Source organism: Streptomyces griseosporeus (assembly GCF_014656055.1).
Lineage (GTDB): Bacteria > Actinomycetota > Actinomycetes > Streptomycetales > Streptomycetaceae > Streptomyces > Streptomyces griseosporeus.
This window is the reverse complement of record NZ_BNBR01000005.1, coordinates 495724-520330: the sequence shown is the minus strand read 5'-3', so window position 1 is coordinate 520330 and position 24607 is coordinate 495724. Positions and strand designations below refer to the sequence as shown.

At 74.7% G+C, this 24607-nt stretch carries 28 protein-coding genes; 16 read left to right on the top strand and 12 right to left on the bottom strand.

The annotated features are described in order from the left end of the window. Window positions 1–31: 31 nt before the first annotated feature. The 15 genes from IE308_RS25460 (at window position 32) to IE308_RS25390 (ending at window position 11212) form a co-directional block, all read left to right on the top strand. The gene (locus IE308_RS25460; RefSeq protein ID WP_190219686.1) at window positions 32–460 is read left to right on the top strand and encodes a GlcG/HbpS family heme-binding protein; all 429 of its coding nucleotides are present in this window, start codon (window positions 32–34) and stop codon (window positions 458–460) included. Window positions 461–540: 80 nt separating this feature from the next. Further along, on the top strand, window positions 541–822 hold the full coding sequence (locus tag IE308_RS25455; protein WP_110629430.1) for an acyl carrier protein: 282 nt from the start codon (window positions 541–543) through the stop codon (window positions 820–822). A 40-nt stretch (window positions 823–862) separates the two neighbouring features. Next, window positions 863–1276: an acyl-CoA thioesterase gene (locus tag IE308_RS25450; protein ID WP_190219685.1), complete on the top strand. Its 414-nt coding sequence runs from the start codon at window positions 863–865 to the stop codon at window positions 1274–1276. Next, window positions 1273–2433, top strand: coding sequence for a beta-ketoacyl synthase N-terminal-like domain-containing protein (locus tag IE308_RS25445; protein ID WP_190219684.1), 1161 nt, complete (start codon window positions 1273–1275; stop codon window positions 2431–2433). The genes IE308_RS25450 and IE308_RS25445 overlap by 4 nt, the downstream gene beginning before the upstream one ends. Beyond that, on the top strand, window positions 2430–3527 hold the full coding sequence (locus tag IE308_RS25440) for an NAD-dependent epimerase/dehydratase family protein (protein ID WP_190219683.1): 1098 nt from the start codon (window positions 2430–2432) through the stop codon (window positions 3525–3527). Before IE308_RS25445 ends, IE308_RS25440 begins: the two co-directional genes overlap by 4 nt. After that, the gene (locus IE308_RS25435; protein WP_190219682.1) at window positions 3524–3901 is read left to right on the top strand and encodes an ApeI family dehydratase; all 378 of its coding nucleotides are present in this window, start codon (window positions 3524–3526) and stop codon (window positions 3899–3901) included. Before IE308_RS25440 ends, IE308_RS25435 begins: the two co-directional genes overlap by 4 nt. Further along, window positions 3876–4640: an SDR family NAD(P)-dependent oxidoreductase gene (locus IE308_RS25430; protein WP_110629425.1), complete on the top strand. Its 765-nt coding sequence runs from the start codon at window positions 3876–3878 to the stop codon at window positions 4638–4640. Before IE308_RS25435 ends, IE308_RS25430 begins: the two co-directional genes overlap by 26 nt. A 32-nt stretch (window positions 4641–4672) precedes the next feature. Beyond that, the gene (locus tag IE308_RS25425; RefSeq protein ID WP_110629424.1) at window positions 4673–5524 is read left to right on the top strand and encodes an enoyl-ACP reductase FabI; all 852 of its coding nucleotides are present in this window, start codon (window positions 4673–4675) and stop codon (window positions 5522–5524) included. Next, window positions 5517–5888, top strand: a complete 372-nt coding sequence (locus IE308_RS25420; RefSeq protein WP_110629423.1) for a hypothetical protein — start codon at window positions 5517–5519, stop codon at window positions 5886–5888. The genes IE308_RS25425 and IE308_RS25420 overlap by 8 nt, the downstream gene beginning before the upstream one ends. Next, window positions 5885–6625, top strand: coding sequence for a hypothetical protein (locus IE308_RS25415; protein ID WP_190219681.1), 741 nt, complete (start codon window positions 5885–5887; stop codon window positions 6623–6625). Before IE308_RS25420 ends, IE308_RS25415 begins: the two co-directional genes overlap by 4 nt. Then, window positions 6622–8091, top strand: a complete 1470-nt coding sequence (locus tag IE308_RS25410) for a class I adenylate-forming enzyme family protein (RefSeq protein ID WP_190219680.1) — start codon at window positions 6622–6624, stop codon at window positions 8089–8091. The genes IE308_RS25415 and IE308_RS25410 overlap by 4 nt, the downstream gene beginning before the upstream one ends. A gap of 43 nt (window positions 8092–8134) precedes the next feature. Further along, window positions 8135–8812 carry an L-threonylcarbamoyladenylate synthase gene (locus IE308_RS25405; protein ID WP_110629420.1) on the top strand — a complete coding sequence of 226 codons (678 nt, stop codon included), beginning with the start codon at window positions 8135–8137 and terminating at the stop codon, window positions 8810–8812. After that, entirely contained in the window at window positions 8809–10161 is a 1353-nt protein-coding gene (locus IE308_RS25400; protein WP_229909050.1) for an MFS transporter, read from the top strand. The genes IE308_RS25405 and IE308_RS25400 overlap by 4 nt, the downstream gene beginning before the upstream one ends. Then, window positions 10161–10829 carry an adenylate kinase gene (locus IE308_RS25395; RefSeq protein WP_110629419.1) on the top strand — a complete coding sequence of 223 codons (669 nt, stop codon included), beginning with the start codon at window positions 10161–10163 and terminating at the stop codon, window positions 10827–10829. Before IE308_RS25400 ends, IE308_RS25395 begins: the two co-directional genes overlap by 1 nt. Continuing rightward, a complete protein-coding gene (locus tag IE308_RS25390) occupies window positions 10826–11212 on the top strand; it encodes a holo-ACP synthase (protein WP_190219679.1) in 387 nt (128 codons plus the stop codon). The genes IE308_RS25395 and IE308_RS25390 overlap by 4 nt, the downstream gene beginning before the upstream one ends. A 211-nt stretch (window positions 11213–11423) precedes the next feature. On the opposite strand, the gene IE308_RS25385 is transcribed toward IE308_RS25390, so the two are convergent. The 12 genes from IE308_RS25385 to IE308_RS25330 form a co-directional block, all read right to left on the bottom strand. Then, window positions 11424–12098, bottom strand: a complete 675-nt coding sequence (locus tag IE308_RS25385) for a response regulator (RefSeq protein ID WP_110629417.1) — start codon at window positions 12096–12098, stop codon at window positions 11424–11426. Further along, complete coding sequence (locus IE308_RS25380; RefSeq protein WP_190219678.1) at window positions 12095–13510, bottom strand: sensor histidine kinase; 1416 nt, start codon at window positions 13508–13510, stop codon at window positions 12095–12097. The genes IE308_RS25385 and IE308_RS25380 overlap by 4 nt, the downstream gene beginning before the upstream one ends. A gap of 10 nt (window positions 13511–13520) precedes the next feature. Then, window positions 13521–14774 carry an acyltransferase family protein gene (locus IE308_RS25375; RefSeq protein WP_110636821.1) on the bottom strand — a complete coding sequence of 418 codons (1254 nt, stop codon included), beginning with the start codon at window positions 14772–14774 and terminating at the stop codon, window positions 13521–13523. A 13-nt stretch (window positions 14775–14787) separates the two neighbouring features. Then, window positions 14788–15729: an alpha/beta hydrolase gene (locus IE308_RS25370; protein ID WP_308440126.1), complete on the bottom strand. Its 942-nt coding sequence runs from the start codon at window positions 15727–15729 to the stop codon at window positions 14788–14790. Between the two features lie 286 nt (window positions 15730–16015). Continuing rightward, the gene (locus tag IE308_RS25365; RefSeq protein ID WP_110629415.1) at window positions 16016–16885 is read right to left on the bottom strand and encodes an alpha/beta hydrolase; all 870 of its coding nucleotides are present in this window, start codon (window positions 16883–16885) and stop codon (window positions 16016–16018) included. A gap of 229 nt (window positions 16886–17114) precedes the next feature. Next, entirely contained in the window at window positions 17115–18341 is a 1227-nt protein-coding gene (gene kynU, locus IE308_RS25360) for a kynureninase (protein WP_190219676.1), read from the bottom strand. Next, window positions 18334–19173 (bottom strand): tryptophan 2,3-dioxygenase family protein, encoded by an 840-nt coding sequence (locus IE308_RS25355; RefSeq protein ID WP_190219675.1) that lies wholly within the window; start codon window positions 19171–19173, stop codon window positions 18334–18336. Before IE308_RS25355 ends, kynU begins: the two co-directional genes overlap by 8 nt. Window positions 19174–19332: 159 nt before the next feature. Beyond that, window positions 19333–19746 carry a DUF3151 domain-containing protein gene (locus tag IE308_RS25350; protein ID WP_110629412.1) on the bottom strand — a complete coding sequence of 138 codons (414 nt, stop codon included), beginning with the start codon at window positions 19744–19746 and terminating at the stop codon, window positions 19333–19335. 157 nt (window positions 19747–19903) lie between these two features. Continuing rightward, complete coding sequence (locus tag IE308_RS25345) at window positions 19904–21412, bottom strand: MFS transporter (RefSeq protein ID WP_190219674.1); 1509 nt, start codon at window positions 21410–21412, stop codon at window positions 19904–19906. An 11-nt stretch (window positions 21413–21423) separates the two neighbouring features. Next, a complete protein-coding gene (gene fbaA / locus IE308_RS25340) occupies window positions 21424–22446 on the bottom strand; it encodes a class II fructose-bisphosphate aldolase (RefSeq protein ID WP_190219673.1) in 1023 nt (340 codons plus the stop codon). Window positions 22447–22609: 163 nt separating this feature from the next. Beyond that, window positions 22610–23182 (bottom strand): orotate phosphoribosyltransferase, encoded by a 573-nt coding sequence (gene pyrE, locus IE308_RS25335; protein ID WP_110629409.1) that lies wholly within the window; start codon window positions 23180–23182, stop codon window positions 22610–22612. Window positions 23183–23192: 10 nt separating this feature from the next. Then, window positions 23193–23981, bottom strand: a complete 789-nt coding sequence (locus IE308_RS25330; RefSeq protein ID WP_190219672.1) for an aldose epimerase family protein — start codon at window positions 23979–23981, stop codon at window positions 23193–23195. Window positions 23982–24062: 81 nt separating this feature from the next. Between IE308_RS25330 and IE308_RS25325 the strand changes: the two genes are divergently transcribed. Further along, on the top strand, window positions 24063–24581 hold the full coding sequence (locus IE308_RS25325; RefSeq protein WP_190219671.1) for a hypothetical protein: 519 nt from the start codon (window positions 24063–24065) through the stop codon (window positions 24579–24581). Window positions 24582–24607: the final 26 nt, after the last annotated feature.

The window sequence follows — 24607 nt, the reverse complement described above, 5'->3', positions numbered from 1 at the left end:
CCATCTGTTCGTGATTCACAAGGAGTTGACCATGTCTGCCCAGGTCCGCCAGCGTGCCGCCCTCAGCAACGAGCTCGCCCGGCAGCTCGTCGACGCGGCCCTCAAGGCCGCCGCCGAGCTCGGCCAGCCCTCCACCGTCGCCGTCGTCGACGAGTCCGGCCACCTCAACGCCCTGGCCCGGATGGACGGCGCCGCCCTGCTCACCCTGGAGATCGCCCAGGACAAGGCGTACACGGCGGCCGGCTTCGGCCTGCCGACCGACCAGTGGCACGAGTTCATCAAGGACGACCAGCCGCTCGCCATGGGCGCCCCCACCGGCATCCGCCGCCTCATCGTCTTCGGCGGCGGCCTGCCGATCGTCGTGGACGGCCAGGTCGTCGGCGGCATCGGCGTCAGCGGCGGCCACTGGAGCGACGACATCAAGATCGCCAAGGCCGCGCTGGCCACGCTCGAGGACTGACCCTCGCCACACCTTCCTCAGCCGGGCGGCGGACCGCCCGCCGCCCGGCCTCCCACCCACCGTTTCGCAAGGAGTACGTCATGACCGTCACCGCCAACGAGACCTTCGCCGCCGACGCCGTCGCCGCCCACCTGAAGCAGTTCATCGTGGACGCGCTGTTCATCGACATGGAGCCCGCCGAGATCACCGACGACATGCTCCTCGGCACCGACGTCGGCGTCGACTCCCTCGGCTTCGCCGAGCTGCTCGCCCACCTGGAGGACGAGTACGGCATATCCGTCACCGACGGCGAGTTCGTCCCGGACAACTTCGCCACCGTCGGCCGCATCGTCGCCCTGGTCGGCCGCAAGCTCGCCGGCTGACCACGCCACGACACGCAGACACGACAAGGGGGGAAACCTGATGATCCTCAGCCTGGAGCATCCCGTCCGGGACGCCGAAGTGGACGAGTTCGAGGTCGTGCACTTCTCCAACTACCTGAAGTGGTACAGCAACGCGCTGAAGGAGTTCCTCGGCCGCTACAGCTCGCCGCCCGGCTTCTTCGGCGAGGGCGTGGAGATCCGCGTCGCCCGCGTCCGCGCCTCCTACAGCAACTCGGCGCTGCGCAACGACACCGTGCAGGTGTCCGTGACCCGTGCCGAGAACCTGGGCCGCGCGCTCCAGCTGCACTTCCGCGCCGAGGCCCGCGGCAAGCTGCTGGCCCGCGCCGAGCTGAACCTCGTCTTCGTGCAGAAGGAGCCCTACCGGCTGCTGCCGGTGCCGGAGGCCTTCGCCCGGCAGCTCCCCGCGCCGAAGACCGCGGAGCGGGCCGCATGAGCGGCGACACCCCCGTCCGCGTCGCCGTGGCCGCGGCCGGCGCGACCACCTGCCTCGCCGGTTCCGCCGACGCCACCTGGGCGTCGGTGCGGGCCGGGGCCAGCGGGCTCGGCCCGCTCAGCCTGTTCGAGGCGGGCAGCACGGGCCGCAGCGGCACCGTCGGTGAGGTGGCCGGGCTGGCCGGCCTCACCGGCGGGCCGCGCCTCGCGGCGCTGGCCGAGGCCGCGCTGACCGAGGCGCTGCGGCAGGCGGAGGCGGCCGGCGTGGACCGCCGGGAACTCGCCGAGGCGTGGGTGACCGTCGGGATCAGTCTCGGCGACATCTTCGAGCAGACCGGGCCCGACGTGGAACTCGACCACTTCTGGGACGAGGTCGCGGGCCGGCTCGGCCTGACCGGCCCGGTCGTGGTGCTCTCCTCGGCCTGCTCCTCCGGCACCGACGCGGTCGGCTACGGCGCCGACCTGGTCGCCTCCGGGATCGCCCCGGTCGTCCTCGCGGTCGGCGTGGACTCCCTGGAGCCCGGCAAGTACGCGGGCCACTCCGGGCTGAAGACCATGTCCCCGGACCGCTGCCGCCCCTACGACGCCGACGGCGACGGCACCACCCTCGCCGAGGGCGCCTGCGCGCTCGTCCTCACCGCCGCCGACCGGCTGCCCGGAGTGCCCTTCGCCGAGTTGCGCGGCTGGGCCGCCAGCACCGACATCGACGCGCTGACCTCCCCGGACCTGTCCGGCGAGGGCGCGGCGCGGATGCTGCGCGCGGCGCTCGCGATGGCCGGCGCGACCCCGGCCGACGTCGCCCACCTCAACGGGCACGGCTCCGGCACGCCCGTCAACGACGCGCTGGAGGCCGCGGTGTACGCGGCGGTCTTCCCCGAGCGGGACGTCGCCGTCTCCGGCACCAAGGGCGCCCTCGGCCACTCGCTGGGCGCGACCGGCGCGGTGGAGGCGCTGCTCACGGCGTACGCGCTGCGCGAGCGGGTCGCCCCGCCGACCGCGGGCCTGCGCACCCCGCACGACCGCTGGGCCGGCGCCCCTGTCGCGACCGGCGAGGCGCCGCTGCCGCTGGACGCGGACCGCGCCCTGGGCGTGAGCGTCACCTACGGCTTCGGCGGCGCGAACTCCTGCGTCGTCCTGACCGCCGGGGGCGCGGCATGAGCCGGAACCTCGTGGTCACCGGCGCCGGCGGCCTGGTCGGCACCGCACTGACCGCCGCACTGCTGCCCGCCTTCGACCGGGTGCTGCTGCTCACCGCCGGGGCACCGGACACCGAGCGGCTGCGCCGCCGGATCGGACGGGTGCTGGAGGCGGCCGGCACGGAGGGGCGGGACGGTCTGCTCGACCGGGTCACCGCGCTGCCGCTGGACGGGCTGACCCCCGCCGCGCTGCGCGGGGCCGGGCTGGACTCCGTCGCGCAGGTGTGGAACGTCGGCGCGTCCCTGTCGTACGACCAGGACAAGCTGGCCGCGACGGTCGCCGCCAACACGGCCGTACCACTGCGGCTGCTGGAGCTGTGCGCGCCCGACGAGCGGTTCTTCCACATCTCCACCGTCGGCGTCACCGGACCGGGCGCGCCCGCGCGGCGGGAGACCGTCCCCGAGGCGCCGGTGTGGCGGCCGGACGCGGTCAACCCGTACGTGCTGTCGAAGCTGCTCGCCGAGCACATGCTGGACAACCTTCGCGCGCACACCGGCGCGCCCGTGTCGATGCTGCGGCTCGGCTCGGTCATCGGGCCCGACGGGCACGCGGCCGTGCAGGACAACCGCGCCGGGTACTACACGCTCGTCGAGATGCTCGCCAAGGTCGTCGCCCGCCGCGCGGCGCTCACGATCGACGCCGAGCCCGGCAACGCGCCGCCGCTCGCCCACGTCGACCAGCTCGCCGCGAGCTGCGCCGCGCTGGCGGACCGGGCCGCGCGGGGCGCCGAGGTGGCCGCCTACTACCACCTGGGCGACCAGACCCTGACGAACGCCGCCGCGGCGGACGCCGTCAACGCGGCACTGGGCGCGGAGGTGCTGCGGCTCGGGCCGCCCGCGACGGCACTGGACCGGGCGTACGCCTCGGTCAACGCCGACAACGTGGCGTTCATGAGCTGCGGCTTCCGCTTCGACCACGCCGTGCTCGACGCGCACGTACCGGCCGCGGCCCGCCCCCGGGTGGACGCGGACTCCTACGCCCGTTTTGTCACAGGGCAGTTGGCCCGGCTGACGGCCCGGCGCGGGGCGCGGCGGGAAGCGGCGGTGGCCGCATGAGCGGGAACCTGCTGGGCATTCCGGTCGCCCCGGACGTCCGGCACACCGACGGCACGGTGACCGCCGTGCTCGACCTCGACCCCGGCTGGCCCGTCTTCGCCGAGCACTTCCCGGGCAACCCGGTGCTGCCCGGCTCGGCCGCCGCGCACCTGCTGCTCGGCCTGGCCCGCCGCCTGGACCCGGCCGCGCGCGGCCTGCGGGACGTGCGGTTCGCGCGCCCGCTGGTGCCGCCCGCCCGGGTCCGCCTCACGGCGACCGCCGACGACGCCGGCGCCGTCACCTGCACCGCACTGATCGAAGAAGAGGACGGCCGGGAGGTCGTCGCCGTACGAGGGGAGGTGGTCACCGATGACCGACAGCGTGCAGACGACTGAGGGTTCCGAGCCCGGCGGGCGGCCGGTCGCGGTGGTGACCGGCGGGGCCCGGGGCATCGGCCGGGCCGTGGTGAGGAGGCTCACCCAGGAGGGCTACGACGTCGAGTTCACGTACCTCAGCTCAAAGCGGGCCGCGGACGAACTGACCGAGGCCACCGGCGGACTGGCCCGCGGCTCCCAGGTCGACGGCCGCGACGCCGAACAGGTCCGCGCGTTCATGGACCGCGTCGCCGCCACCGGCCGGCTCCAGGCCCTGGTGAACAACCAGGGGCTCACCGTGGACCGGCTGGTCAACCAGGTCACCTGGCCGGAGCTGGAGCAGCTCCTCGACACCAACCTGGGCAGCGCCGTCACCTTCACCCACGCCGCACTGCCGCACATGCTCCGGCACCGCCGCGGCGACGTCGTCTTCATCTCCTCCCAGGCCCGCCGGAACGCCCGCGTCGGCAACGCCATGTACGGCGTCAGCAAGGCGGCCCTGACCCGGTACGCCGCCAACATCGCGCTGGAGGGCGCCCGGTTCAACGTGTTCGCCAACGTCGTCGAACCCGGCTTCGTCGAGACCGACCTGACCAAGGTGATGCTCGACGGCAAGGACCGCAAGAAGTACCTCCAGGAGATCCCGCTGCGCCGGTTCACCAACCCGCGCGATGTCGCCCAGGTGGTGGCCGCGCTGGTGACCCGCAACCCGGAACTGGTCGGCGCGGTGCTGCCGGTGGCCGGAGGTGCCCAGCTGTGAGTACCACGACGACCGTTGAGAAGGGACCGCACATGTCCACCGGCACCCTCGCCCCCGCCACGGAGGCCCCCGCCCGCACCGGGCTGCTGGCCGGCCGCCGGGGCCTGGTCCTCGGCGTGGTCAACCAGCGCTCCATCGCCTGGGGCATCGCCCGCCGCCTGGCCGCCGAGGGCGCCGAACTGGGCTTCACCTACCGGGCGTCCTCCGCCGGGCAGTGGCTGCAGCGGGCCACGCCCCGGCTGGTCGCCGACGGCGCCGAGGCGCCGTACCTCGGGCACTGCGACGTGCTGGAGGAGGGCGCGCTGGAGCGGGTGTGCGCCGAGTTCGCCGAGCGGCACGGCGGCATCGACTTCGTCGTGCACGCCGTCGCCCACGCCGACAAGGACGAGCTGGCCGGCGGCCTGGCGAGCACCAGCCGGTCCGGCTTCACCCACGCGATGGAGTCCAGCGTCTACTCGCTGATCGGGCTCGCGGGCGCGGTACGGCCGTACCTCACCCCGAACTCCAGCGTGCTGACCCTGTCCTACCTGGGCGCCGAACGCGTCTGCCACGGCTACAACGTGCTCGGCGTGGCCAAGGCCGCGCTGGAGTCCGCCGCCCGCTACCTGGCCGCCGAACTCGGCCCGTCCGGCACCCGCGTCAACGTGCTGTCCGCCGGGCCGGTGCGCACCCTGGCCACCTTCGGGCTGCCCAACTTCGCGGCCTCCCTCGCCCAGCGCGCCGGACGCAGCCCGCTCGGCCGCGCCATCACCACCGAGGACGTGGCGGGCACCGCGCTGTACCTGCTCAGCGACCTGTCGTCCGGGACGACCGGCGAGACGGTGTACGTCGACGCCGGCTACCACATGATGGGCACCTGGCCGGGGGACGCCGGCCATGGCTGAGCCGTACGCCCCCGCCACCGGCTGGTTCCTCGGCCTGTGCGGGCCGCTGGAGGTGGACGGGGACGCCGCGCGCGCCGAACTCGTCCTGCCCGCCGGGGATCTGACCGGCGCCGGGCCGCTGATCGCCGTCGAGGCGATGCACCAGATCGCCTGCCGGCTCGCGGCCCGGGCGCGCGGCGCGAACCGCTGCGTCCCGGCCCGGATCGACGAGCTGGAGATCACCGACGAGGCCGTCGCCCCGGCCGGGGCCGTGCTGGAGGCGCGGCTGCTGCGCTCCGGCCGGCTGTCCACCGTGCGCGCCTCACTGTCCGTCCAGGGCCGGGTCCACTCCTCGGCCACCGTCCGCACCCAGGAGGTGACATGACGACCGTGTTCTTCCACGGCCTGCGCGGAGCCGTCCGGCTGCGTGCGGCGGTGGTCCTCGCCACCCCCGGCTTCCGCGCGGACCTGTCCCAGGACCATGTGCCCGAAGCCCTCGTCACCGAGGTCGCCGCGCAGGACGTGCGCGGCAAGCAGGACCCGGCGTCGCTGCTCGGCGCGCTCGCCGCCCGCGAACTGACCACCGCGTCCCCGGCCGGGGACGACGACCCGTTCTCCCGCGGGGTGTTCGTGAGCACGCGGCGCGGCAACCAGCGCTCGGTGCGCGCCTTCGCCGGGGCGCTCGCGGCCGGGCGGCGCTCGCCGTCGACGTTCTCCGTCGCCGGCTACAACATCGTCGCCCAGAGCACCGCCCGCGAACTCGCCGCCCGCGGACCGTCGGTGGTGCTCGCCGGGCAGCGCGCCACCCTCGACGGGGCGCTGTTCCTGGCCGCGCTGCGGCTCGGCTCCGGCGCGATCCGCACGGGCTACGTCGGCCACGTCACGTGGCTGCCGGACGCCACCGGGCGCTCCGGGGAGGGCCTGGCCGTCCTCGCCGCCGTCGAGCACGTGGACAGCGCGGTGTCCGTCTCCGAGCAGCACGTGGTGGCGCTGGACCCGGCCGACCTGTACGCGCCGCGCGGCACGGACGGCCCGGGCGGCGCCCCGGCCGCGGAGGACTTCGCGGCGGCCCACCGGGTCGCCCCGCTGCTGGCGGACGCCAGGACGGCGGGGGTGCGATGAGCGGGACCGCACAGGCTCTCCTCGGGGGGCCGGCCGGGGCGGGTGCTGCTCCCGGCGGTGTCGCCTCCGGCGGTGTTGCTCCCGGTGGGGCGTCCGAGGCGGGCGCCGGCTGGGTCCATCCCGCCGCCTCCGTCACCGAGTACACGCCCCGCGGGGTGCGGGTGCTGGACGCGGCCGCGCTGGTGGCGGGCGTCGCGGAGCGCGCCGAGCAGTGGGCCGGGCACGGCTTCGCGCCGGGCGACCGGGTGCTGGTCGGCACCGGCAGCCGGCTCACCACCCTGCTGGACGTCGCCGCCGCCTGGGAGGCCGGGCTGGTGCCGGTGCTGCTGTCGGACGCGCTCGCCCCGGACAGCTACCGGCTGCTCGCGGCGGCCACCGGCGCCGTCGCCGGCCGGCTCACCCCGGCCGTCGCCCGGACCTGGGCGGCGCGCGGCGGCGGACCCCTCGCGCGGGACGCGGGCACCGTACTGCTGCGGCTGGACGGGGAGCCGGGCACGGGCGCGCCGCCGTACGACGAGCCGTCGCTGGTGCTGGCCACCTCCGGCAGCACCGGACTCCCGAAGGCCGTCGTGCACCGCCGCTCCCGGCTGCTGCGCAACGCCGGCATGCACTGGGACAGCGTCGGCGGGCTCGGCCCCGGCGACCGCTATCTGCTGTCGCAGTCGATGTACTTCTCGTCCGCGTTCGTCTGCGGAGTCCTCGGCGTCCTCGCCGCCGGCGCCGGACTCGCCCTGATCGAGCCGCCGTTCGCCACCGCGAACTGGTTCGACGCGGGCCGCGGCTTCGGCGCCACGCACACCGCGCTCACCCCGCACCTGCTGATGCGGGTGCTGGACAGCGGCGAGCGCTTCCCGGCGTCGCTGCGCCAGGTCACCGTCGGCGGCGACCGGCTCGGCCGGACCGCGCTGACCGAGCTGCGCGCCCGCGGCGTGCCCGACGTCCGTACGACCTACGGGCTGACGGAGGCAGGACCGCGCGTCGCCACCCACACGCCGGGCGGCACCGCGCACGACGGCGGGCTCGGCCGGCCGCTGGCCGGGGTGAGCTGGCGGCTCGGCCCGGACGGCGAGCTGGTCGTCCGCACCCCCACCGCCCAGGCGGGCGGCTACACCGACGGCGCGTACGTGCCGTACGCCGGGGACGAGGTGCCCACCGGCGACATCTGCGAGGAACTGCCCGACGGCACCTACCAGTTGGTCGGCCGCGCGCGCCGGGTCACCTCGGTGGCCGGCGAGAAGGTCTTCCTCGGCCTCGTCGAACGCGTCCTCGCCGACCACCCCGAGGTGAGCGCCGCCCGCGTCGCCGCCGACGGCGACAAGGGCCTGGCCGCGCAGATCCTGCCCCGCCCCGGCGGAGCCGGCGTCGACGCCGCCGAGCTGCGGCGCTGGTGCCGCGGCCGGCTGCGCGCGGTGGAGGTGCCGCGCACCTTCACCCTGGTCGACCCGTCGACCCAGCTCAGCAAGTAACGCCCCCCACAGCCTTCTTCGAACAACACCGGAAGTGAGACACATGACTGTCGACACGTACGCCAATGTCGCCGCCCCCACCGACGAGAACCTGCGCACCGCGGGCACCCTGGTCCGCACCGGCGGGGTCGTGGTGGCGCCCTCGGACACCAACCTGGCGCTGACCCTGGACCCGTGGAACCGGGCCGCCGTGGAGCGGGCGTTCGCCATCAAGCGCCGCCCGCCGACCTCGCCGCTGACCCTGTTCGTGCGGCACCCGCAGGAGTGGGAGGAGTACACCGAGGTCCCCGCCGAGCTGCGGGAGGCCGTGCGCCGGCTGACGGACGCCTTCTGGCCCGGCCCGTTCAACATCGTCCTGCCCCGCAACCACCGCATCCCGGACCACCTGGTGTGCGGCGGCCCGACCGTCGCCCTGGGCTGCCTGTCCAACCCGACCATCCAGCGCCTGATCGAGTTCACCGGCCACCCGGTCGCGATGACCTCGGCCAACCTGTCCGGTCAGGCCGACGGCGTGCTGGTCGACCTGGACCTGGCCGTCCAGCAGATAGGCGCCTCCGTGGACATGGTGATCCGCGGCGAGAAGCAGGGCACCACCGCCTCCTCCACCATCGTCACCGCGGCCGAACTGCCGTTCAAGGTGCTGCGCCTGGGCGACATCACGCACGCGCAGATCAAGGACGCCCTGGGCGATCTGGCACACCTCCTGGAGGACGCCTCGTGACCACTCCCCTGACCTCGACCCGGGCCGCCGAGGCGGCCCGGGCGGGCCAGACGATCGCCGCCGACCGGCTCTACGCCAAGGTCGCCCGCCGTCTGCTGCCCCTGCTCGGCCTGCTGTACCTGGTCAGCTACCTGGACCGCAGCAACATCGCCTTCGCCGCGCCGAACGGCATGAACGAGGCCCTGAACCTGTCGTCGTCCGCGTTCGGCCTCGCCTCCGGGATCTTCTTCCTCGGCTACTCGGTGGTGGAGGTCCCCAGCAACATGGCGCTGCGCCGCTTCGGCGCCCGCGCCTGGCTGGTGCGCATCCTCGTCTCCTGGGGCGTGGTGGCCACGCTCACCGCGTTCGTGACGAGCGCGGGCCAGCTCCAGACGGCCCGGCTGCTGCTCGGCGTCGCGGAGGCGGGCTGCCTGCCCGGCATCGTCTTCTACCTGACGCTGTGGCTGCCGAAGAACGTCCGCACCCGCCTGATGGCGGTCTTCTTCGTGGCGCTGCCCCTGTCGACCGCGCTGGGCGCCCCGCTGTCCGGCCTGATCGTCCAGTACGCCGACGGGCTGGCCGGACTGCCCGGCTGGCGGGCGATGTTCCTGCTGGAGGGCGTCCCGGCGCTGCTGCTGGCGGTCGTGGTGTGGCGGGCGCTGCCCGACGGCCCGCGCGAGGCGCGCTGGCTGACCGAGGCCGAACGGGACTGGCTGCTGGCCCGGGTTGCGGAGGACGAGCCGGAGCCGTCGGTCAAGCGACGCGGCGCCGGCTGGTTCACCCCGCGCACCTTCGCCCTCGGCTTCGCCTACTTCGGCATCGTCTACGGCCTGTACGCGCTCAGCTTCTTCCTCCCGACGATCATCGCCGGGTTCCAGGGCGACAACGGCCGCGAGTTCTCCATCGTCGAGCGCGGCCTGATCAACGCCGTGCCGTACGCGCTGGGCGCGGTGGCCATGCTGGTGTGGGGCCGGCGGGCGCAACGCACCCCGGGCGCGGCCTGGACGGTGGCACTGCCCGCCGTACTGGCCGGCGTGACCGTCCCCGTCGCCCTCTACATGCACGGCCCGCTCGCCACGATGGTCGTGATCAGCGTCTGCGCGATCGGTGTGCTGTCGGCGATCCCGGTGTTCTGGGCGCTGCCCACGGCGATGCTCGGCAAGGAGGGCGCCGCGGCCGGTATCGCGCTGGTCAACACCATCGGCAGCCTCGGCGGCTTCGCGGCCCCCTACTTCACCGGCTGGCTGAAGGACTGGACGGGTTCGGTACGGCCCGGCCTGTGGCTGACCGGCGGACTGCTGATCTGCTCGGCGCTGATCGTGACGGCGCTGCGGCGCGGGGCGCCCCGGCCGGCGGAGGAGGTCGTCTGATGCGCCTCGTCCTGCTGGGCCCGCCGGGCGCGGGCAAGGGCACCCAGGCCGGACGGCTGGCGGAACGCTTCGGCGTACCGCATCTGTCGACGGGTGACCTGCTGCGCGAACAGGTGGCGGCCGGCACGGTCCTGGGCCGCCGCGCGGCGGACTTCATCGACTCCGGCCGCCTCGTCCCGGACGCCCTCATCACGGCGATCGTCCGCGGCCGCCTGCACTCCGGCCGGGCCGCCGACGGGTACGTCCTCGACGGCTACCCGCGCAGCGCCGTCCAGGCGAAGGCACTGGAGACGATCCTCGCCGAGACCGGTACGGCCCTGACCGCGGCGCTCGACCTCGTCGTGGACGAGGAGGAGGTGATCCGGCGGATCGGCGGCCGGCAGGTGTGCCTGCGCGACAGCGGCCACATCTTCCACCTGCGCACCGCGCCGCCGATCGTGCGCGGCCTGTGCGACCAGTGCGGCGGCGAGCTGTACCAGCGCAGCGACGACCGGCCCGCCACCGTACGGGACCGGCTCGCGGTCCACGCCGAACAGACCGCGCCCGTCGCCCGGTTCTACGCCGACGCCGGCCTGCTGCGCACGGTCGACGCCGAGGGCACGGCGGACGAGGTGACCCGCCGGGTGCTGGACACCCTGGGCCTCGCGGGCGTCGGGGGCAGGCGGTGATCCGCGGGGTCGGCGCCGACGTGGTCGACGTGGCCCGCCTCTCCCGCAGCCTGGGCCGCACCCCGGCCCTGGCCGACCGCCTCTTCACCCCCGCCGAACGCCGCTCCCCCGCCGGCACGGACCGGGCCCCCGCCTCCCTCGCGGCCCGCTTCGCCACCAAGGAGGCGGTCCTGAAGGCGCTCGGCGGCCCGCTCGGGGTGGGCTGGCGGGACATCGAGGTCACCCAGTGCGCCTCGGGCCGCCCGGCCGTCCACACCCACGGCCCGGCCAGCGCCCACGCCACCCGCCTGGGCATCACCACCTGGCATGTCTCCCTCAGCCACGACGCGGGCATCGCGACGGCGGTGGTGGTGGCGGAGGGCGCGGACACCCGGCAGCACTGACCCCGCGCCCGCCGGACACCCCTCGGGGAACCCGTCCGGCGGGCGCGGCCCTGCCCTGGCTGCCTTGGCCTGCCCCACCCTGGCCTGGCCCGCCCTGGCCTGACCAGCCCTGGCCTGCGCCGGCCTGCCCTGCGCTGGCCTGGCCTGGCCTGGCCTGGCCTGCGCCGGCCTGCCCTGCGCTGGTCCGGCCGCCCGCCGCAGCCCGGCTCGCTCAGTATCCCGCCGGTCTCACCAGCCCCGACTCGTACGCGAACACCGCCGCCTGGGTCCGGTCCCGCAGGCCCAGCTTGACCAGGATGCGGCCGACGTGGGTCTTCACCGTCTGCTCGGCGACGACCAGCCGCTGGGCGATCTCCGCGTTGGACAGGCCCTGCGCGATCAGCGTGAGCACCTCCGTCTCCCGCTCGGTCAGATCACCGACGCGCTCCTTCAGCGGGGGACGCGGGGTGCCGTCCAGGCGGGCGAACTCCGCGATCAGCCGCCGTGTGACGCCGGGCGCGAGCAGCGCGTCCCCGGCCGCCACCACTCGTACCGCGTCGGCCAGTTGCTCGGCAGAGGCGTCCTTGAGCAGGAAGCCGGACGCTCCGGCGCGCAGCGCGTCGTACACGTACTCGTCGAGGTCGAAGGTCGTCAGCACCAGCACCTTGATCTCGGGGGTGGCGCCCTTGATGCGCCGGGTCGCCTCGATGCCGCCCAGCTCCGGCATGCGGATGTCCATCAGGACGACGTCCGGCGCGAGGTCCGCGACCCGCGCCACGGCGTCCAGGCCGTCCACCGCCTGCCCGATCACCTCGATGTCCGGCTGGGTGTTGAGCAGCACGGTGAAGCCCTGGCGGACCATCTGCTGGTCGTCGGCGATCAGTACCCGGATGGTGCCGCTGGTCATGGGGTCTCTTCTCCGGTCGGGGAGTCGGGGGAGGTCGGGGAGGTCGGGGAGGTCGGGAACATCAGGTCTGCCGCGGGCAGGCGGGTGTCCGGTGCCGGTGGCGTGGCCGGTGCGCGGCGGCGGCCGTCGCGTGGCAGGAACGCCGTGACCATGAACCCGCCGTGCAGACTGGGCACCGCCGTCACATGGCCGCCGAGCATCGCGGCGCGCTCCCGCATGCCGAGCAGGCCGTGCCCCACGCCCGGGGACGGCGCCGCGGGCCGCGTGGGGCGGGAGTTGGTCACCCCGAGGAACAGTCCGTCGGGAAGGTGCGCGATCTCCACCTTTACGGCGGAGCCCGGCGCGTGGCGTATCGCGTTGCTCAGCGCCTCCTGCACGATCCGGTACGCCGACAGCTCCACGGCCTGTGGATACGGCCGCCGTTCGCCCTGGATGCCGGTGGCGATGGTGAGCCCCGCCGAGCGCGCGTTGTCCAGGAGGGCGTCGAGCCGGTCGAGCGTCGGCTGCGGGGCGTCCGGCGCGGGCCCGGTGCCGGGGGCGGCCACACCGGACGCGTCCTCCGGGTGTTCGGAGCGCAGGACGCCGAGCACCCGGCGCAGTTCCGTGAGGGCTTCCAGCGCGTTGTTGCGGATGCCGGCGAGGTTCTCCTTCAGCTCCTGCGACGGGTTCTCCACCAGGTGCGGGGCGACCTGCGCCTGGATGGAGATCACCGACATGTGGTGCGCGACCACGTCGTGCAGCTCCCGGGCGATCCTGCTGCGCTCCTCCAGCAGCGCCCGCCTGGCCCGCTCCTCGGCGGTGATGCCGGCCTGCTCGACGAGCTGGTGGCGGGCCTCGCGCCGGCCGCGCAGGGCGGTGCCGAGCAGGACGACACCGGCGAACAGGGCGACGGCGAAGGTGCCGGTGGGCGCGTAGTTCGACCCGCCGAGCCAGCCCTGCACGACGGCCGTCACCAGCGCGGTCAGCCCCAGGATCTTGACGGAGACCCGGGTGGGCATCCGCAGTGCCAGCAGCAGCAGCACCATGGCCTCCGCCACGATGCCCGGCGGGGTCCACGGCCACGGCGAATCGGGCTCGGCCTGACCCGAGATCAGCTGCGACCGCGCGCCCACCGCGGTCACCACGTTCACCGCCGTCGACAGCCACCAGCCCTGCACCGGCCACCACAGCGCCAGCACCACGCCCGCGCCGAGCGCCAGCGAGCACAGCAGCGCGTACTCCGTGCCCTGCCGGTAGCCCTGCCCCACCTGGTCCCCGTTGGCGATCACGACACCGAACGCCACCAGGCACACCAGCCCGTGCGGCAGCCAGCGCAGCCACACCGACGGCGGCAACGGCGCCCGCCCGGCCGCCCACAGCTCGCCCCACAGCACCCGCGCTTCGCGGGCCAGCCGCTCCCCCACCCCGTTCATCGGCACCACCCTACGCACGCCGCCCCACCTCCTCACCGGCCGTCGCCGGCCCCTTGCCCACCGGTTCGGGTCCGTCGCCCGCCGGCTCCGGCCTGCCGCCCGCCGCCGCCCCCGCCGGCCGCCGTGCCCGCACCACCCGGGAGTCGCTGCCCGTGGACCCCCGCCGCTCCGTACGGCCCCGTCGGCTCTCGAAGCCGTGGAACGCCGACCGGCACACCACGAGCCCCAGCGCGAACAGCGGCAGCCAGACGAGGCGGGCGGCGACCCAGCGCAGGTCGTCGGGGCGGGTGTGCAGGCCGGGCAGCGGGCCGGCGGGCAGCGCGGCGGCCGTCGCCGCCATCAGCGCCGTCTGGTGCCACAGGAACACCGTCATCGCCGACAGGTTGGCCACGGCCACCCCCGCCCAGGCCACCGGCCGCCGCCGCATCGCCCGCCGCAGCGGCCCGCGCAGCAGCAGGGCGCCGCCGCACTGGGCCAGGCCGAAGGCGACCGCGGCCAGCGTGGGCGGGTTCAGGTTGGACACCTCCGCGCCCGGCACCCCGACCATCGACGCCGGATACCCGGCCCCCGCGACGAGTGCCGCCGTCGCCGCCGCCCCGCCGGCCAGCAGCGCCCACCCGGCGCGGCGGCCCTCCAGCTCGCCCCGGGTCCAGGCCGCGCCGAGGGTGTAGGGCACCAGCCAGCCCGCCGCCACGTTCACCCAGCCGAGCCAGGACGGGCCACCGAGGCCGAAGCGCACCAGGTCCACGTGGAGGACGACGGCGAGCGGCCACAGCGGGCTGAGCCGGGTCAGCAGCGGGGTCGCCGCGGTCAGCCCGGCGAAGACCAGCAGGAACCACAGCGGGGACAGCGCCAGCTTCACCAGTGTGCGGACGGTCGTGAACTCCGCGCCCGTCGCGAGCAGCAGCGCCGCCACCACCGTCCACAGCGCGAGCATCGCCGCGGCCGGCCGCCACAGCCGCGCCAGCCGGGCCGCCAGCCATCTCCGGTACGGCACCCCGCGGGCCCGGGCCGAGGCCAGACCGGCGGTCGCGGTGTGCCCGCCGACCAGGAAGAACACGGCGAGCGTCTGGAAGACCCAGGAGACCGGGGCCAGCCAGGGCAGGGCGCGCAGGGGGCTGTCCGTGCGCAGGGTGCCGCCCTCGGAGACCAGGGCGGTCACCAGCCAGTGGCCGAGCACCACGCCGAGGATGGCGCACGCCCGCAGCGCGTCCACGGCCCGGTCCCGGTCCGCCGGGGTGGCGGAGTCGATCCGGGCGGCCATGTGCCGGATGCCGTCACGCACGGGACACCTCCGCCTGCTCACCGAGCACGATCCGGGCCAGGTTCGCCAGGGACACCGAACCCGGCCGGAAGTAGTCGCCGTGGCCGCCGTCGCCGGCCGCGAAGACGCGGGCGCCGAACTGCGGCGACACCGGGTCGGTGCCGAACCCGACGGTCACGCCGAGCAGTTCGGCACGGGCGTGCGGAACGTCGGCGATCCAGTCGTCCGCGCCCCGGGCCGCCCACACACGCGCGGTCGTGCGCAGCGCGGTCACGTCCTTCGCGCCGGTGCCGGGGCTGCCGATCAGGACGATGTCGTCCACGGCCGGTCCGGAGGCGGCGCGGGCGCACACCACGGAACCGTAGGAGTGGCACAGCAGCGCCACGTGGCTGCCCGGTCCTGTGATGAGCGGCAACTGCCGTATCAGCTCGCGCAGTTCCGGCGCGGCCTCGTCGGCCCGGTCCGGTGTCAGGACGGCCGTGCCGACCGTGCCCGGAGTCTCGTACCCGAGCCAGGCGACGACCGCGACGCCGGTGCCGGGCGGGGCCTCGTGGACCAGCCGGTCGTACAGGGCCGTGGCCGTCGCGCGGAACCGGCCGTAGGTGTCCAGGGAGGTGTCCGAGCCCGGCACGAGCACGGCGACCCGGTCGGCGCGGGCCAGGTCGCCGAGCACCTCGACGGCCCGCCCGGACCCGCGCCCGTCGAACGCCAGCAGCTGTCTGCCCGGCGCGGCGAGGGCACGGTCCGCGGCGGCCCTCCGGTCGTCGCCGTGCGCCGCGGCCATCCGGGACGCCTTCTCGGCGTTGCCCCGGTGGGCCGCGTACGTCCCGGCGAGCGTGGCCGCGGTCGCCGGTGCGAGCCGCGCCGGCGGCGGGGCGGGCACGACGGGCCGCGCCGCGGCGGACAGGGGCAGCACGATCGCGGTGACGACGACCGCCGCCGGCAACGCCCGCACAAGCCCGCGTCCTCGCGCAGACCCCGGCCGCACCGGCGACGCCGTCCGCCCCCGCACCGCCCGCTGCCGTACAGGCCACCGGCCCCCGCCGCGCTCCCCCGCACCCATCGTCGTCTCCCCGCCGTCCGGCCCGCCCATCGGGCCCGTCCGACAAGGAAGTTACGGAGCGCGACGCCTCGTCCGCGTCCCGCCGGGGAGCTCATCCGCCGCGTAGCTCTCAGGTATTACGGGTACGACGGGGCCCGCCCGCAAGCGGGGCGGTCGGAGCCCTCCGAGAGCCACGGCGTCACCACGCCAACTGTGCGATCTCCTCCGCCACCACCGCGCACGCGTCCGCCACCGGGTCGATCAGCGGGAAGTGCCCGACGTCCTCCAGCAGGGTCAGGCCGACCACCTCGCCCGCCTTGGCCGCCGCGTCCGCGTAGGCCTCGGCGACCGCCTGGGGGACGTCGAGGTCGGCGCGGCCCTGGACGAGGGTCGTCGCGATGCCGGTCGGGAGGAGCAGGGCGGGGTCGGCGTACGGCTGCCGTTCGGCGAACAGCTCGTTTCCGCCCAGGAGTTGGAGCGCCGCGTTCCCGCACACGTCGAGCTTCTCCGCGACCGTGAAGTCGGCGATCGGGGCGAGCGCGACCACGCCCCGCAGCTGCGGCGGGCCGTCCAGGCGCCAGGGGGCGCCGGCGGGCAGGACGTGCCGGGCCGCCGCCCACAGGGCGAGGTGGCCGCCGGCCGAGTGGCCGGTGACGACCGTGCGGCGCGGGTCTGTCTGCGGCAGCGCCTGCCGGGCCAGGGCGGGCAGCGCGTCCAGCGCGGCGGCGACGTCGTCGAAGGTGTCGGGCCAGCGCCCGGCCAGCGTCGCGTCGCCCTCCGTGCCCCGCCGGTACTCCACCAGGGCCACGCCGAAGCCGCGCCCGGCCAGGAAGGCGGCGAACGGGCTGACGTGCCGCCGGTCGTAAGGGGCGCGCCAGGCGCCGCCGTGCAGGACGACGACCAGCGGGGCCGGTCCACCGGGGCCCCGCTCGGCGCGCGGGGCGTAGAAGTCGATCACCTGGTCGGGGTGGTCGCCGTAGGCGGCGCTGGTGTCGGGAGCGACGGGCGGGTGCGAGAAGGCCGACTCCTCCTCGGCGGCGGCCCGGGCTGCTGCGACGTCGTCCGGCATGCTCCAACCTCTCAGCGGCAAAACGTACTTGATGAACCGGCGGGGACGGACCAGGAGAGAATCAGGCCGTTGGCCGGGACGTTATCAGGCCGGTGACGTGCACGGACAGCCTGGACGTCACTCAGGGTGAGGGGTAAACGGTTCGCCACGGCCAGGTGACCGGAAAGCACGGCGAGGCCCTGTCCCACCGGGTAGGGGGCAGGGCCTCGCCGACGTCGCATACGGCTGGTCAGAAGCCGGGCGAGGTGCCCTCCACCGTCTCCGCCAGCGTCTCCGCCAGCACCCGCGCCGCCCGCTCCACGTCGGCGAAACCGACGTACAGCGGGGTGAAGCCGAAGCGCAGGACGTCGGGGGCGCGGTAGTCGCCGACGACGCCCCGTTCGATCAGCCGCCGCATCACGTCCCCGGCGTCCGGGCAGCGCAGCGCGACCTGGCTGCCGCGCTCCGCGTGGGCGAGGGGCGTCACGCACTCGACGCGGCCCTCGGGGACGTACCGCCCGACGCACTCCAGGAAGAAGTCCGTCAGCGCGAGCGACTTGGCGCGCACCGCCTCGACCGACACCCCGTCCCACACGTCCAGGGCGGCCTCCAGCGCGAGCATGGAGAGGATGTCCGGCGTGCCGACCCGGCCGCGCGGGGCGCCCTCGGCCGGCGCGTACTCCGGGCGCATCCCGAAGGGCTCCGCGTGGGAGTTCCAGCCGGGCAGCGGCGAGTCGAAGCGGGGCTGGAGTTCCCGTCGTACGTACAGGTACGCCGGGGCGCCCGGGCCGCCGTTGAGGTACTTGTACGTGCAACCGACGGCGAGGTCCACGCCGTGCTCGTCGAGCCCGACCGGCAGGGCGCCCGCGCTGTGGCACAGGTCCCACACGGCGAGCGCGCCGGCCGCGTGGACCGCCGCCGTCAGGGACGGCAGGTCGTGCAGGCGGCCGGTGCGGTAGTCGACGTGGTTGAGCAGGACGGCGGCGGTGCGCTCACCCAGGACACCGGGCACCTCGGCCGGGAGGACCGGGCGCAGGGCGCACCCGGTCAGCCGGGCCGCCGACTCGGCGATGTACCCGTCCGTGGGGAAGGTCGACGCGTCGACGACGATCTCGTCCCGGCCCTCACCGGCCATCCGGACGGCGGCCACGAGCGCCTTGAAGACGTTGACGCTGGTCGAGTCGCCGACCACGATCTGGCCGGGTGCCGCGCCCACCAGCGGGGCGATCCGGTCACCGATCCGCTCCGGCGCCGTCCACCAGCCGCTCTCCTCCCAGGAGCGGATGCGCAGCTCGCCCCACTGGCGGCGGACGACGTCCGCCACCCGGTCCGGCACGTGCGCGGGCAGCGCGCCGAGCGAGTTGCCGTCGAGGTAGACGGTGTCGTCGAGGACGAACCGCTCGCGCAGGCCCGCCAGTTCGTCGGCGGCGTCGGACTTCTCCGCCCTCAGGGCGAGTTCACTCGTCGGTTCAGACATGGGACCGCGCCGTCCACAGCTCCGGGAACACGTTCTTCTGCGCGCGCTTCTCCAGCCACGCCACTCCGGCCGAGCCGCCGGTGCCGGGCTTGGCGCCCATGGCGCGGCGGGTGGCGACGAGGTGGTCGTTGCGCCAGCGCCACACCAGTTCGGCGACATTGGTCAGCGCCTCGCCGAGGCGGGCCACGTCGTCGCCGGGGTCGCCCGCGTAGACGGCCGTCCAGGCCGCCTCGACCGCCTCCGACGGTTCGTAGCGGCGGGAGACGTCACGCGTGAGCAGCTCGTCCGGGATCGCGTGGCCGCGCCGCGCGAGGAGCCGCAGGACCTCGTCGTACAGGCTCGGTTCGTGCAGCGCCTTCTCCAGCTCGGCGTGGACGCGGGGCGCGCCGCGGTGCGGGACGAGCATGGAGGCGGACTTGTCGCCGAGCAGGAACTCCATACGGCGGTACATCGCCGACTGGAAGCCGGAGCCCTCGCCGAGGGCGGACCGGTAGGAGTTGAACTGCTGCGGGGTGAGCTGGCCTAGCGGCTTCCAGGAGGCGTTCAGCGCCTCCAGCTCACGGACGGATCGTTTCAGTGCGGCGATCGCGGTCGGCACGTCGTCCGAGCGCAGGGCACGCGCGGCCGTCTCCCACTCGTGGACGATGACGGTGAACCACAGCTCCATCACCTGGGTCGTGACCAGGAAGACCATCTCTCCGGGATCGTCGGAGAGGGTGTGCTGGAGATGGGTGAGCACGTCCGCCTTGACGTAGTCCTCGTACGGCGTCGTGCCTTCGAAATCGAGATGCGGAGTCTCGGGCTCCTGAATGTCCTGAGCCTCTTGGGACATCGCTGTCTCCTGCTGTGTACTCCGGGTAGCGGTCCGCCCCTGCCGTTACCGGCACGGGGGCCCCGGTCCCCACCCGCATCCTCCGCAATGGGCCCGGTCACCGCAAGGCCCGCCTGGTCACAGACGGGCCGTACGGTCGCACCCGGCCCGGCCGGGCGCTCAGCCGAGGGTCTGGGCCGCGGTCTCCGAGGAGTCCTTCAGGAACTGCGCGCAGCGCTCGTACTCCTCCTGCTCGCCGATCGCCTGCGCGGCGCGGGCGAGGCCGTGCAGGGCGCGCAGGAAGCCGCGGTTCGGCTCGTGCTCCCAGGGGATCGGACCGTGGCCCTTCCAGCCGTTGCGGCGCAGCGCGTCCAGGCCGCGGTGGTAGCCGGTACGCGCGTAGGCGTACGACTCGACGACCGAGCCCCGCTCGAACGCCTCGTCGGCCAGCCGGGCCCAGGCCAGCGAGGACGTCGGGTACTTCGCGGCGACGTCGGCGGCCGGGGTGCCGGCGGCCAGCAGCTCACGCGGCTCGGGGTCGTCGGGCAGTCGGGTCGGGGGCGGGCCCCCGAGGAGGTTCTCGTGGATGGTCATGGGTTCCAGTCTGTCACCGGTCCGATTCCGAGGGCCGGCGTCCCCTCTGTCACCGGTTCGATCGCGCGGGCCTGCGCGCCCTCCCTCACCGGTCCGACTGCGCGGTTCTGCGCGCCCTCCCTCACCGGTCCGACTCCGCGGGCCCACGCGCCCTCAGTCACCGGTTCGATTCCGAGGGCTTACGTCCCTCCAGCGGAGGTGCCAGCACGCTGCCGTGCCGGCGGCACTCCGGGCGCGCGCACCCGGGCACCGGGCGGCGTACCGTCGCGACGGCCACCACCGCGCCGAGCACCAGCACCCCGGCGCACCACACCATCGCCTTGTCGAACGCGCGGTCGAACTCGGTGGCGGAGCGGTACGCCTCCGGCCCCATCCCGGCGAGCAGCGGCAGCGCCGCCACGGCGACCAGGCCGGCCGCCCGCGCCGCCGCGTTGTTGATGCCGCTGGCCAGGCCGGCCCGCGCGCTGTCGACCGAGGCCAGCACGGTCGCGGTCAGCGGGGCCACCAGGGTGACCATGCCGGTGCCCATCACCAGCAGCGCGGGCAGCACGTCGGTCAGGTAGTCCGCGTCCGCGCCGACCCGCAGCATCAGCAGCATCGCCGCCGCGCACAGCAGCGGCCCGACGGTGAGCGGGATGCGCGGGCCGATCCGGTCGGCCAGGGCGCCGGAGCGCGCCGAGAACAGCAGCATCAAAACGGTCGTCGGCAGCAGCGCCGTACCGGCGCCGAGCGCGGACCAGCCGGCCACGACCTGCAGCTGGAGCGCGGCGAGGAAGAAGAAGCCGCCGAAGGCCGCGTACACGCACAGCGTGACCAGGTTGACGGCGGTGAACTGGCGGGAGCGGAAGACGTCGAGCGGCATCATCGGGTCGGGCCGCCGCCGCTCGACGACGACGAACGCGACGGCCGCCGCCACACCCGCGACCCCCGTCACCGCCACCACCAGGGACCCCTCGCGGGCCTCGATCAGGGCGTACGTCAGCAGCGCGAGCGCCAGCGCGCCGAGCCCGGCGCCGAGCGCGTCGAACCGGCCGTGGTCGGCGCGTCCGTCGGAGGACTCGGGGACGTGCCGCAGCGCCACCGGCACGCACACCGCGGCCAGCGGCACGTTCAGCAGGAACACCCAGCGCCAGCCGGGCCCGTCCACCAGCCAGCCGCCGAGGAACGGTCCGACGGCCGCGCCGATGCCGCCGAACCCCGACCACAGGCCGACGGCCCGGCCCCGGTCGTCGGGGTGGAAGGAGGCCTGGATGAGGGCGAGCGAGCCCGGGGTGAGCAGGGCGCCGCCGACGCCCTGGAGGGCACGGGCCGCGATCAGCACCCCGGCGTTCGGGGCGAGCCCGCACAGCAGCGAGGCCGCGGCGAACCAGACGACGCCGACGACGAAGACCTTCCGGCGGCCGTACCGGTCGCCCAGCGCCCCGCCGAGCAGGATCAGCCCGGCCAGCGTGACGAGGTAGGCGTTGACCGTCCACTGCAGGGCGGCGAGGTCCGCGCCGAGGTCGCGGCCGATGCGGGGCAGCGCGACGTTGACGACGGTCGAGTCCAGCAGGGCCATGCTGGAGCCGAGGACGGTGGTGAGGACGAGCCACCGCCCGGTGGGCGAGGCCAGACGCACGGAGGCCGGGGCGGGGAACCCTCCGGCCCCCTCGCCCCGGCCCGCCATGACCGCCTGCCTTACTTGATCTTCGTACCGGCGGAGCGGAGGCTCTGACAGGCCTCGACGACGCGCTGGGCCATGCCCGCCTCGGCGAGCTTGCCCCAGGTGCGCGGGTCGTAGGTCTTCTTGGAGCCGACCTCGCCGTCGACCTTCAGGACGCCGTCGTAGTTCTTGAACATGTGGTCGACGACCGGACGCGTGAAGGCGTACTGCGTGTCCGTGTCGATGTTCATCTTGACCACGCCGTTCTCCAGCGCGGTGTGGATCTCCTCGACCGTGGAGCCGGAACCGCCGTGGAAGACGAAGTCGAACGGCGAGGCCTTGCCGTACTTGGCGGCGACGCCGTCGTTCAGCTCCTTCAGCAGCTCGGGACGGAGGACCACGTTGCCCGGCTTGTACACGCCGTGCACGTTGCCGAAGGACGCGGCGAGCAGGTAGCGGCCCTTCTCGCCCAGGCCGAGCGCCTCGGCGGTGCGGATCGCGTCGTCGACCGTGGTGTACAGGGAGTCGTTGATCTCGTGCGAGACGCCGTCCTCCTCACCGCCGGTCGGGGTGATCTCGACCTCCAGGATGATCTTCGCGGCGGCGGCGCGGGCCAGCAGCTCCTGCGCGATCTGAAGGTTGTCGGCCAGGGTCTCGGCCGAGCCGTCCCACATGTGGGACTGGAAGAGCGGGTTCTCGCCGCGGGCGACGCGCTCCTCGGAGACGGCGAGCAGCGGGCGGACGTACCCGTCGAGCTTGTCCTTCGGGCAGTGGTCGGTGTGCAGGGCGACGGTGATGTCGTACTTCTGCGCGACGATGTGCGCGAACTCGGCCAGGGCGACCGCGCCGGTCACCATGTCCTTGTTGTGCTGGCCGCCCAGGAACTCGGCGCCGCCGGTCGAGATCTGGATGATGCCGTCGCTCTCGGCCTCGGCGAAGCCGCGCAGAGCCGCGTGCAGGGTCTGCGACGAGGTGACGTTGATGGCCGGGTAGGCGAACTTGCCTGCCTTCGCCCGGTCGAGCATCTCGTTGTAGACCTCGGGGGTTGCGATGGGCATCTGTCCGCTCCTTGTATGTGCGGGTGGGCGTTCTTGGTGCTTACGGCCCTGACCTAGACCATGGGGGCGACGTCATCGTCGGCCCCATCTTTCCAGACCCGGCCGGAACGTCCAGGTGTGGTCCGCAGGGCGGTCGCTACCGGCGGGTAGGCCGGTGGCGGGGTCAGTCGAGGCCCAGCTCGTCCTTGGAGTAGGCGAACAGGTACGGCACCCCCGCGCCGTCCTGGATCTTCTCCGCGGCGCCGGTGGCCCGGTCGACGATGGTCGCGACGGCGACGACCTCGGCACCGGCCTCCCGTACGGCCTCGACGGCGGTCAGCGGGGAGCCGCCGGTGGTGGAGGTGTCCTCGACGACGAGCACCCGGCGGCCCTTGATGTCCGGACCCTCCACGCGCCGCTGGAGTCCGTGCGCCTTGGCGGCCTTCCGCACGACGAACGCGTCGAGCCTCTTCCCGCGGGCGGCGGCCGCGTGCAGCATGGCGGCGGCGACCGGGTCGGCGCCCATGGTCAGCCCGCCGACGGCGTCGAACTCCAGCTCGGCGGTCAGGTCGAGCAGCACCTGCCCGACCAGCGGCGCGGCCTCTCCGTCGAGGGTGATGCGCCGCAGGTCGACGTAGTAGTCGGCCTCGAGACCCGACGACAGGGTCACCTTGCCGTGCACCACGGCCTTGTCCTTGATCTGCTGCAGCAGCGCCGCACGTGCGCCTGGCGGCGTTACTTCGTTGACGTCCGTCATGCCGAACAGCTTAGAGCCGCCTCCAGCTCCAGGTCGTGGTGGCCTCCAGCGGCTCCAGCGGCGTGACCAGCCGGGGCAGGGTGTTCAGCCCATCCGGCGGGCCGGTCTGCGGCTCCACGCACACGGCCTCGGCCTGCTCGTCGTAGACGACGACCCACTCCTCCCGGCTGGCGACCTTCAGCTCCAGCTGCCCCGGCCAGGTGAGCGTGACGTCGACGCCGCCGGGCATCCCGAAGCAGTCGTCCCAGGGACCGGGCCGCGGGTCGATCCGCTTGCCGGTCGGCAGATGGTCGTCCCCCCGCTCCTCCTGCCAGGCGGGCGAGAAGTCGATCCGCACGTCCTCACCGCCGAGGTTGCGGTGGAACCAGGGATGCCACCCCACCTGCGCCGGGAAGGAGGACCCGATGGTCTCCACCCCCATGGTCAGCGTCAGCGAGTCCGGGCCGAGGACGACGTGCTGGGTGACCCGCCCCGGGTACGGCCAGGGCTCGACCAGGTCGTACGTGATGACGGCCTCGTCCTCGCCCCGGCGTGCGACCCGCCAGGCGCCGTCGCGGGCGGTGCCGTGAATGGCGTGCGGCGGCGCGTTGAGCGGCATGGAGTGCTCGACGGCCCCGTCCCGGAACCGCCCCTGCCGGATCCGCCCGCACCACGGCACCATCGGGAAGCACCCGTACCGCTCCCCCTGCCGCAGCAACTCGACGCCGCCCACCCGCAGCCCGGCGATCCGCCCGCCGTTCCCCGGCGCCACGACGACTTCCGCGTCACCCGCGGTCAACGTGATGTCTTCGTTACTCACGGGACGACCCTACTCGGGAGCGGTGCGACGGCCGACGTATGTTCGAGCCATGACATACGAGCCGCGGCCCCTGGTGGCCCCGTGACCGGCTGGTGGGACCGCCTGGAGGAGCGGACGCGCCGGGAGGTGGACGCCGCCGTGCTGGACGACCGCCCGCTGCCGGCGGTCCGGGCGGTGTGGGAGGTGCTGCGGCCGCTGGGCGCCGGACTGCACGACGCGGAACTGGTCGTCCGCGGGCGCTACGAGGCACTCGGTGACCGAGTGCCGCGCCGGCCGCCGGATCCGCTCGACGTCCCGTCGCTCGCTGCGCGCGCCGCCGCCCTCCCCGGGCGGGTGGCCGCGATCGAGGCGCTGTGGGACGGGGACACCGTGCACGGCTGGTTCGTGCTGCTGGTCGCCCTGCTGGACGACCCGGAAGGGGAGGGCCACCTCGCGACCGTGCACCGTCACGGGGACGTGTCCCCGGCCGTCGTCGCCGGCGAGGCCGGCCGGGCTCTCGCCGGGCACCTCGGGGTGCCGTTCCACTTCGCGTCCCCGGACGTCCCCGACGACGGGGCCCCGCCCCTGCGGACGGTACGCCGCCTGGCTGACGGGGCGTGACCGGGACCGACCGGACTCACGGACAG

Coding starts and splice junctions, on each gene's coding strand:
- IE308_RS25460 (WP_190219686.1), top strand. CDS start 32: ATGTCTGCCCAGGTCCGCCAGCGTGCCGCCCTCAGCAACGAGCTCGCC.
- IE308_RS25455 (WP_110629430.1), top strand. CDS start 541: ATGACCGTCACCGCCAACGAGACCTTCGCCGCCGACGCCGTCGCCGCC.
- IE308_RS25450 (WP_190219685.1), top strand. CDS start 863: ATGATCCTCAGCCTGGAGCATCCCGTCCGGGACGCCGAAGTGGACGAG.
- IE308_RS25445 (WP_190219684.1), top strand. CDS start 1,273: ATGAGCGGCGACACCCCCGTCCGCGTCGCCGTGGCCGCGGCCGGCGCG.
- IE308_RS25440 (WP_190219683.1), top strand. CDS start 2,430: ATGAGCCGGAACCTCGTGGTCACCGGCGCCGGCGGCCTGGTCGGCACC.
- IE308_RS25435 (WP_190219682.1), top strand. CDS start 3,524: ATGAGCGGGAACCTGCTGGGCATTCCGGTCGCCCCGGACGTCCGGCAC.
- IE308_RS25430 (WP_110629425.1), top strand. CDS start 3,876: ATGACCGACAGCGTGCAGACGACTGAGGGTTCCGAGCCCGGCGGGCGG.
- IE308_RS25425 (WP_110629424.1), top strand. CDS start 4,673: ATGTCCACCGGCACCCTCGCCCCCGCCACGGAGGCCCCCGCCCGCACC.
- IE308_RS25420 (WP_110629423.1), top strand. CDS start 5,517: ATGGCTGAGCCGTACGCCCCCGCCACCGGCTGGTTCCTCGGCCTGTGC.
- IE308_RS25415 (WP_190219681.1), top strand. CDS start 5,885: ATGACGACCGTGTTCTTCCACGGCCTGCGCGGAGCCGTCCGGCTGCGT.
- IE308_RS25410 (WP_190219680.1), top strand. CDS start 6,622: ATGAGCGGGACCGCACAGGCTCTCCTCGGGGGGCCGGCCGGGGCGGGT.
- IE308_RS25405 (WP_110629420.1), top strand. CDS start 8,135: ATGACTGTCGACACGTACGCCAATGTCGCCGCCCCCACCGACGAGAAC.
- IE308_RS25395 (WP_110629419.1), top strand. CDS start 10,161: ATGCGCCTCGTCCTGCTGGGCCCGCCGGGCGCGGGCAAGGGCACCCAG.
- IE308_RS25385 (WP_110629417.1), bottom strand. CDS start 12,098: ATGACCAGCGGCACCATCCGGGTACTGATCGCCGACGACCAGCAGATG.
- IE308_RS25380 (WP_190219678.1), bottom strand. CDS start 13,510: ATGAACGGGGTGGGGGAGCGGCTGGCCCGCGAAGCGCGGGTGCTGTGG.
- IE308_RS25375 (WP_110636821.1), bottom strand. CDS start 14,774: ATGGCCGCCCGGATCGACTCCGCCACCCCGGCGGACCGGGACCGGGCC.
- IE308_RS25365 (WP_110629415.1), bottom strand. CDS start 16,885: ATGCCGGACGACGTCGCAGCAGCCCGGGCCGCCGCCGAGGAGGAGTCG.
- kynU (WP_190219676.1), bottom strand. CDS start 18,341: ATGTCTGAACCGACGAGTGAACTCGCCCTGAGGGCGGAGAAGTCCGAC.
- IE308_RS25355 (WP_190219675.1), bottom strand. CDS start 19,173: ATGTCCCAAGAGGCTCAGGACATTCAGGAGCCCGAGACTCCGCATCTC.
- IE308_RS25350 (WP_110629412.1), bottom strand. CDS start 19,746: ATGACCATCCACGAGAACCTCCTCGGGGGCCCGCCCCCGACCCGACTG.
- IE308_RS25345 (WP_190219674.1), bottom strand. CDS start 21,412: ATGGCGGGCCGGGGCGAGGGGGCCGGAGGGTTCCCCGCCCCGGCCTCC.
- fbaA (WP_190219673.1), bottom strand. CDS start 22,446: ATGCCCATCGCAACCCCCGAGGTCTACAACGAGATGCTCGACCGGGCG.
- pyrE (WP_110629409.1), bottom strand. CDS start 23,182: ATGACGGACGTCAACGAAGTAACGCCGCCAGGCGCACGTGCGGCGCTG.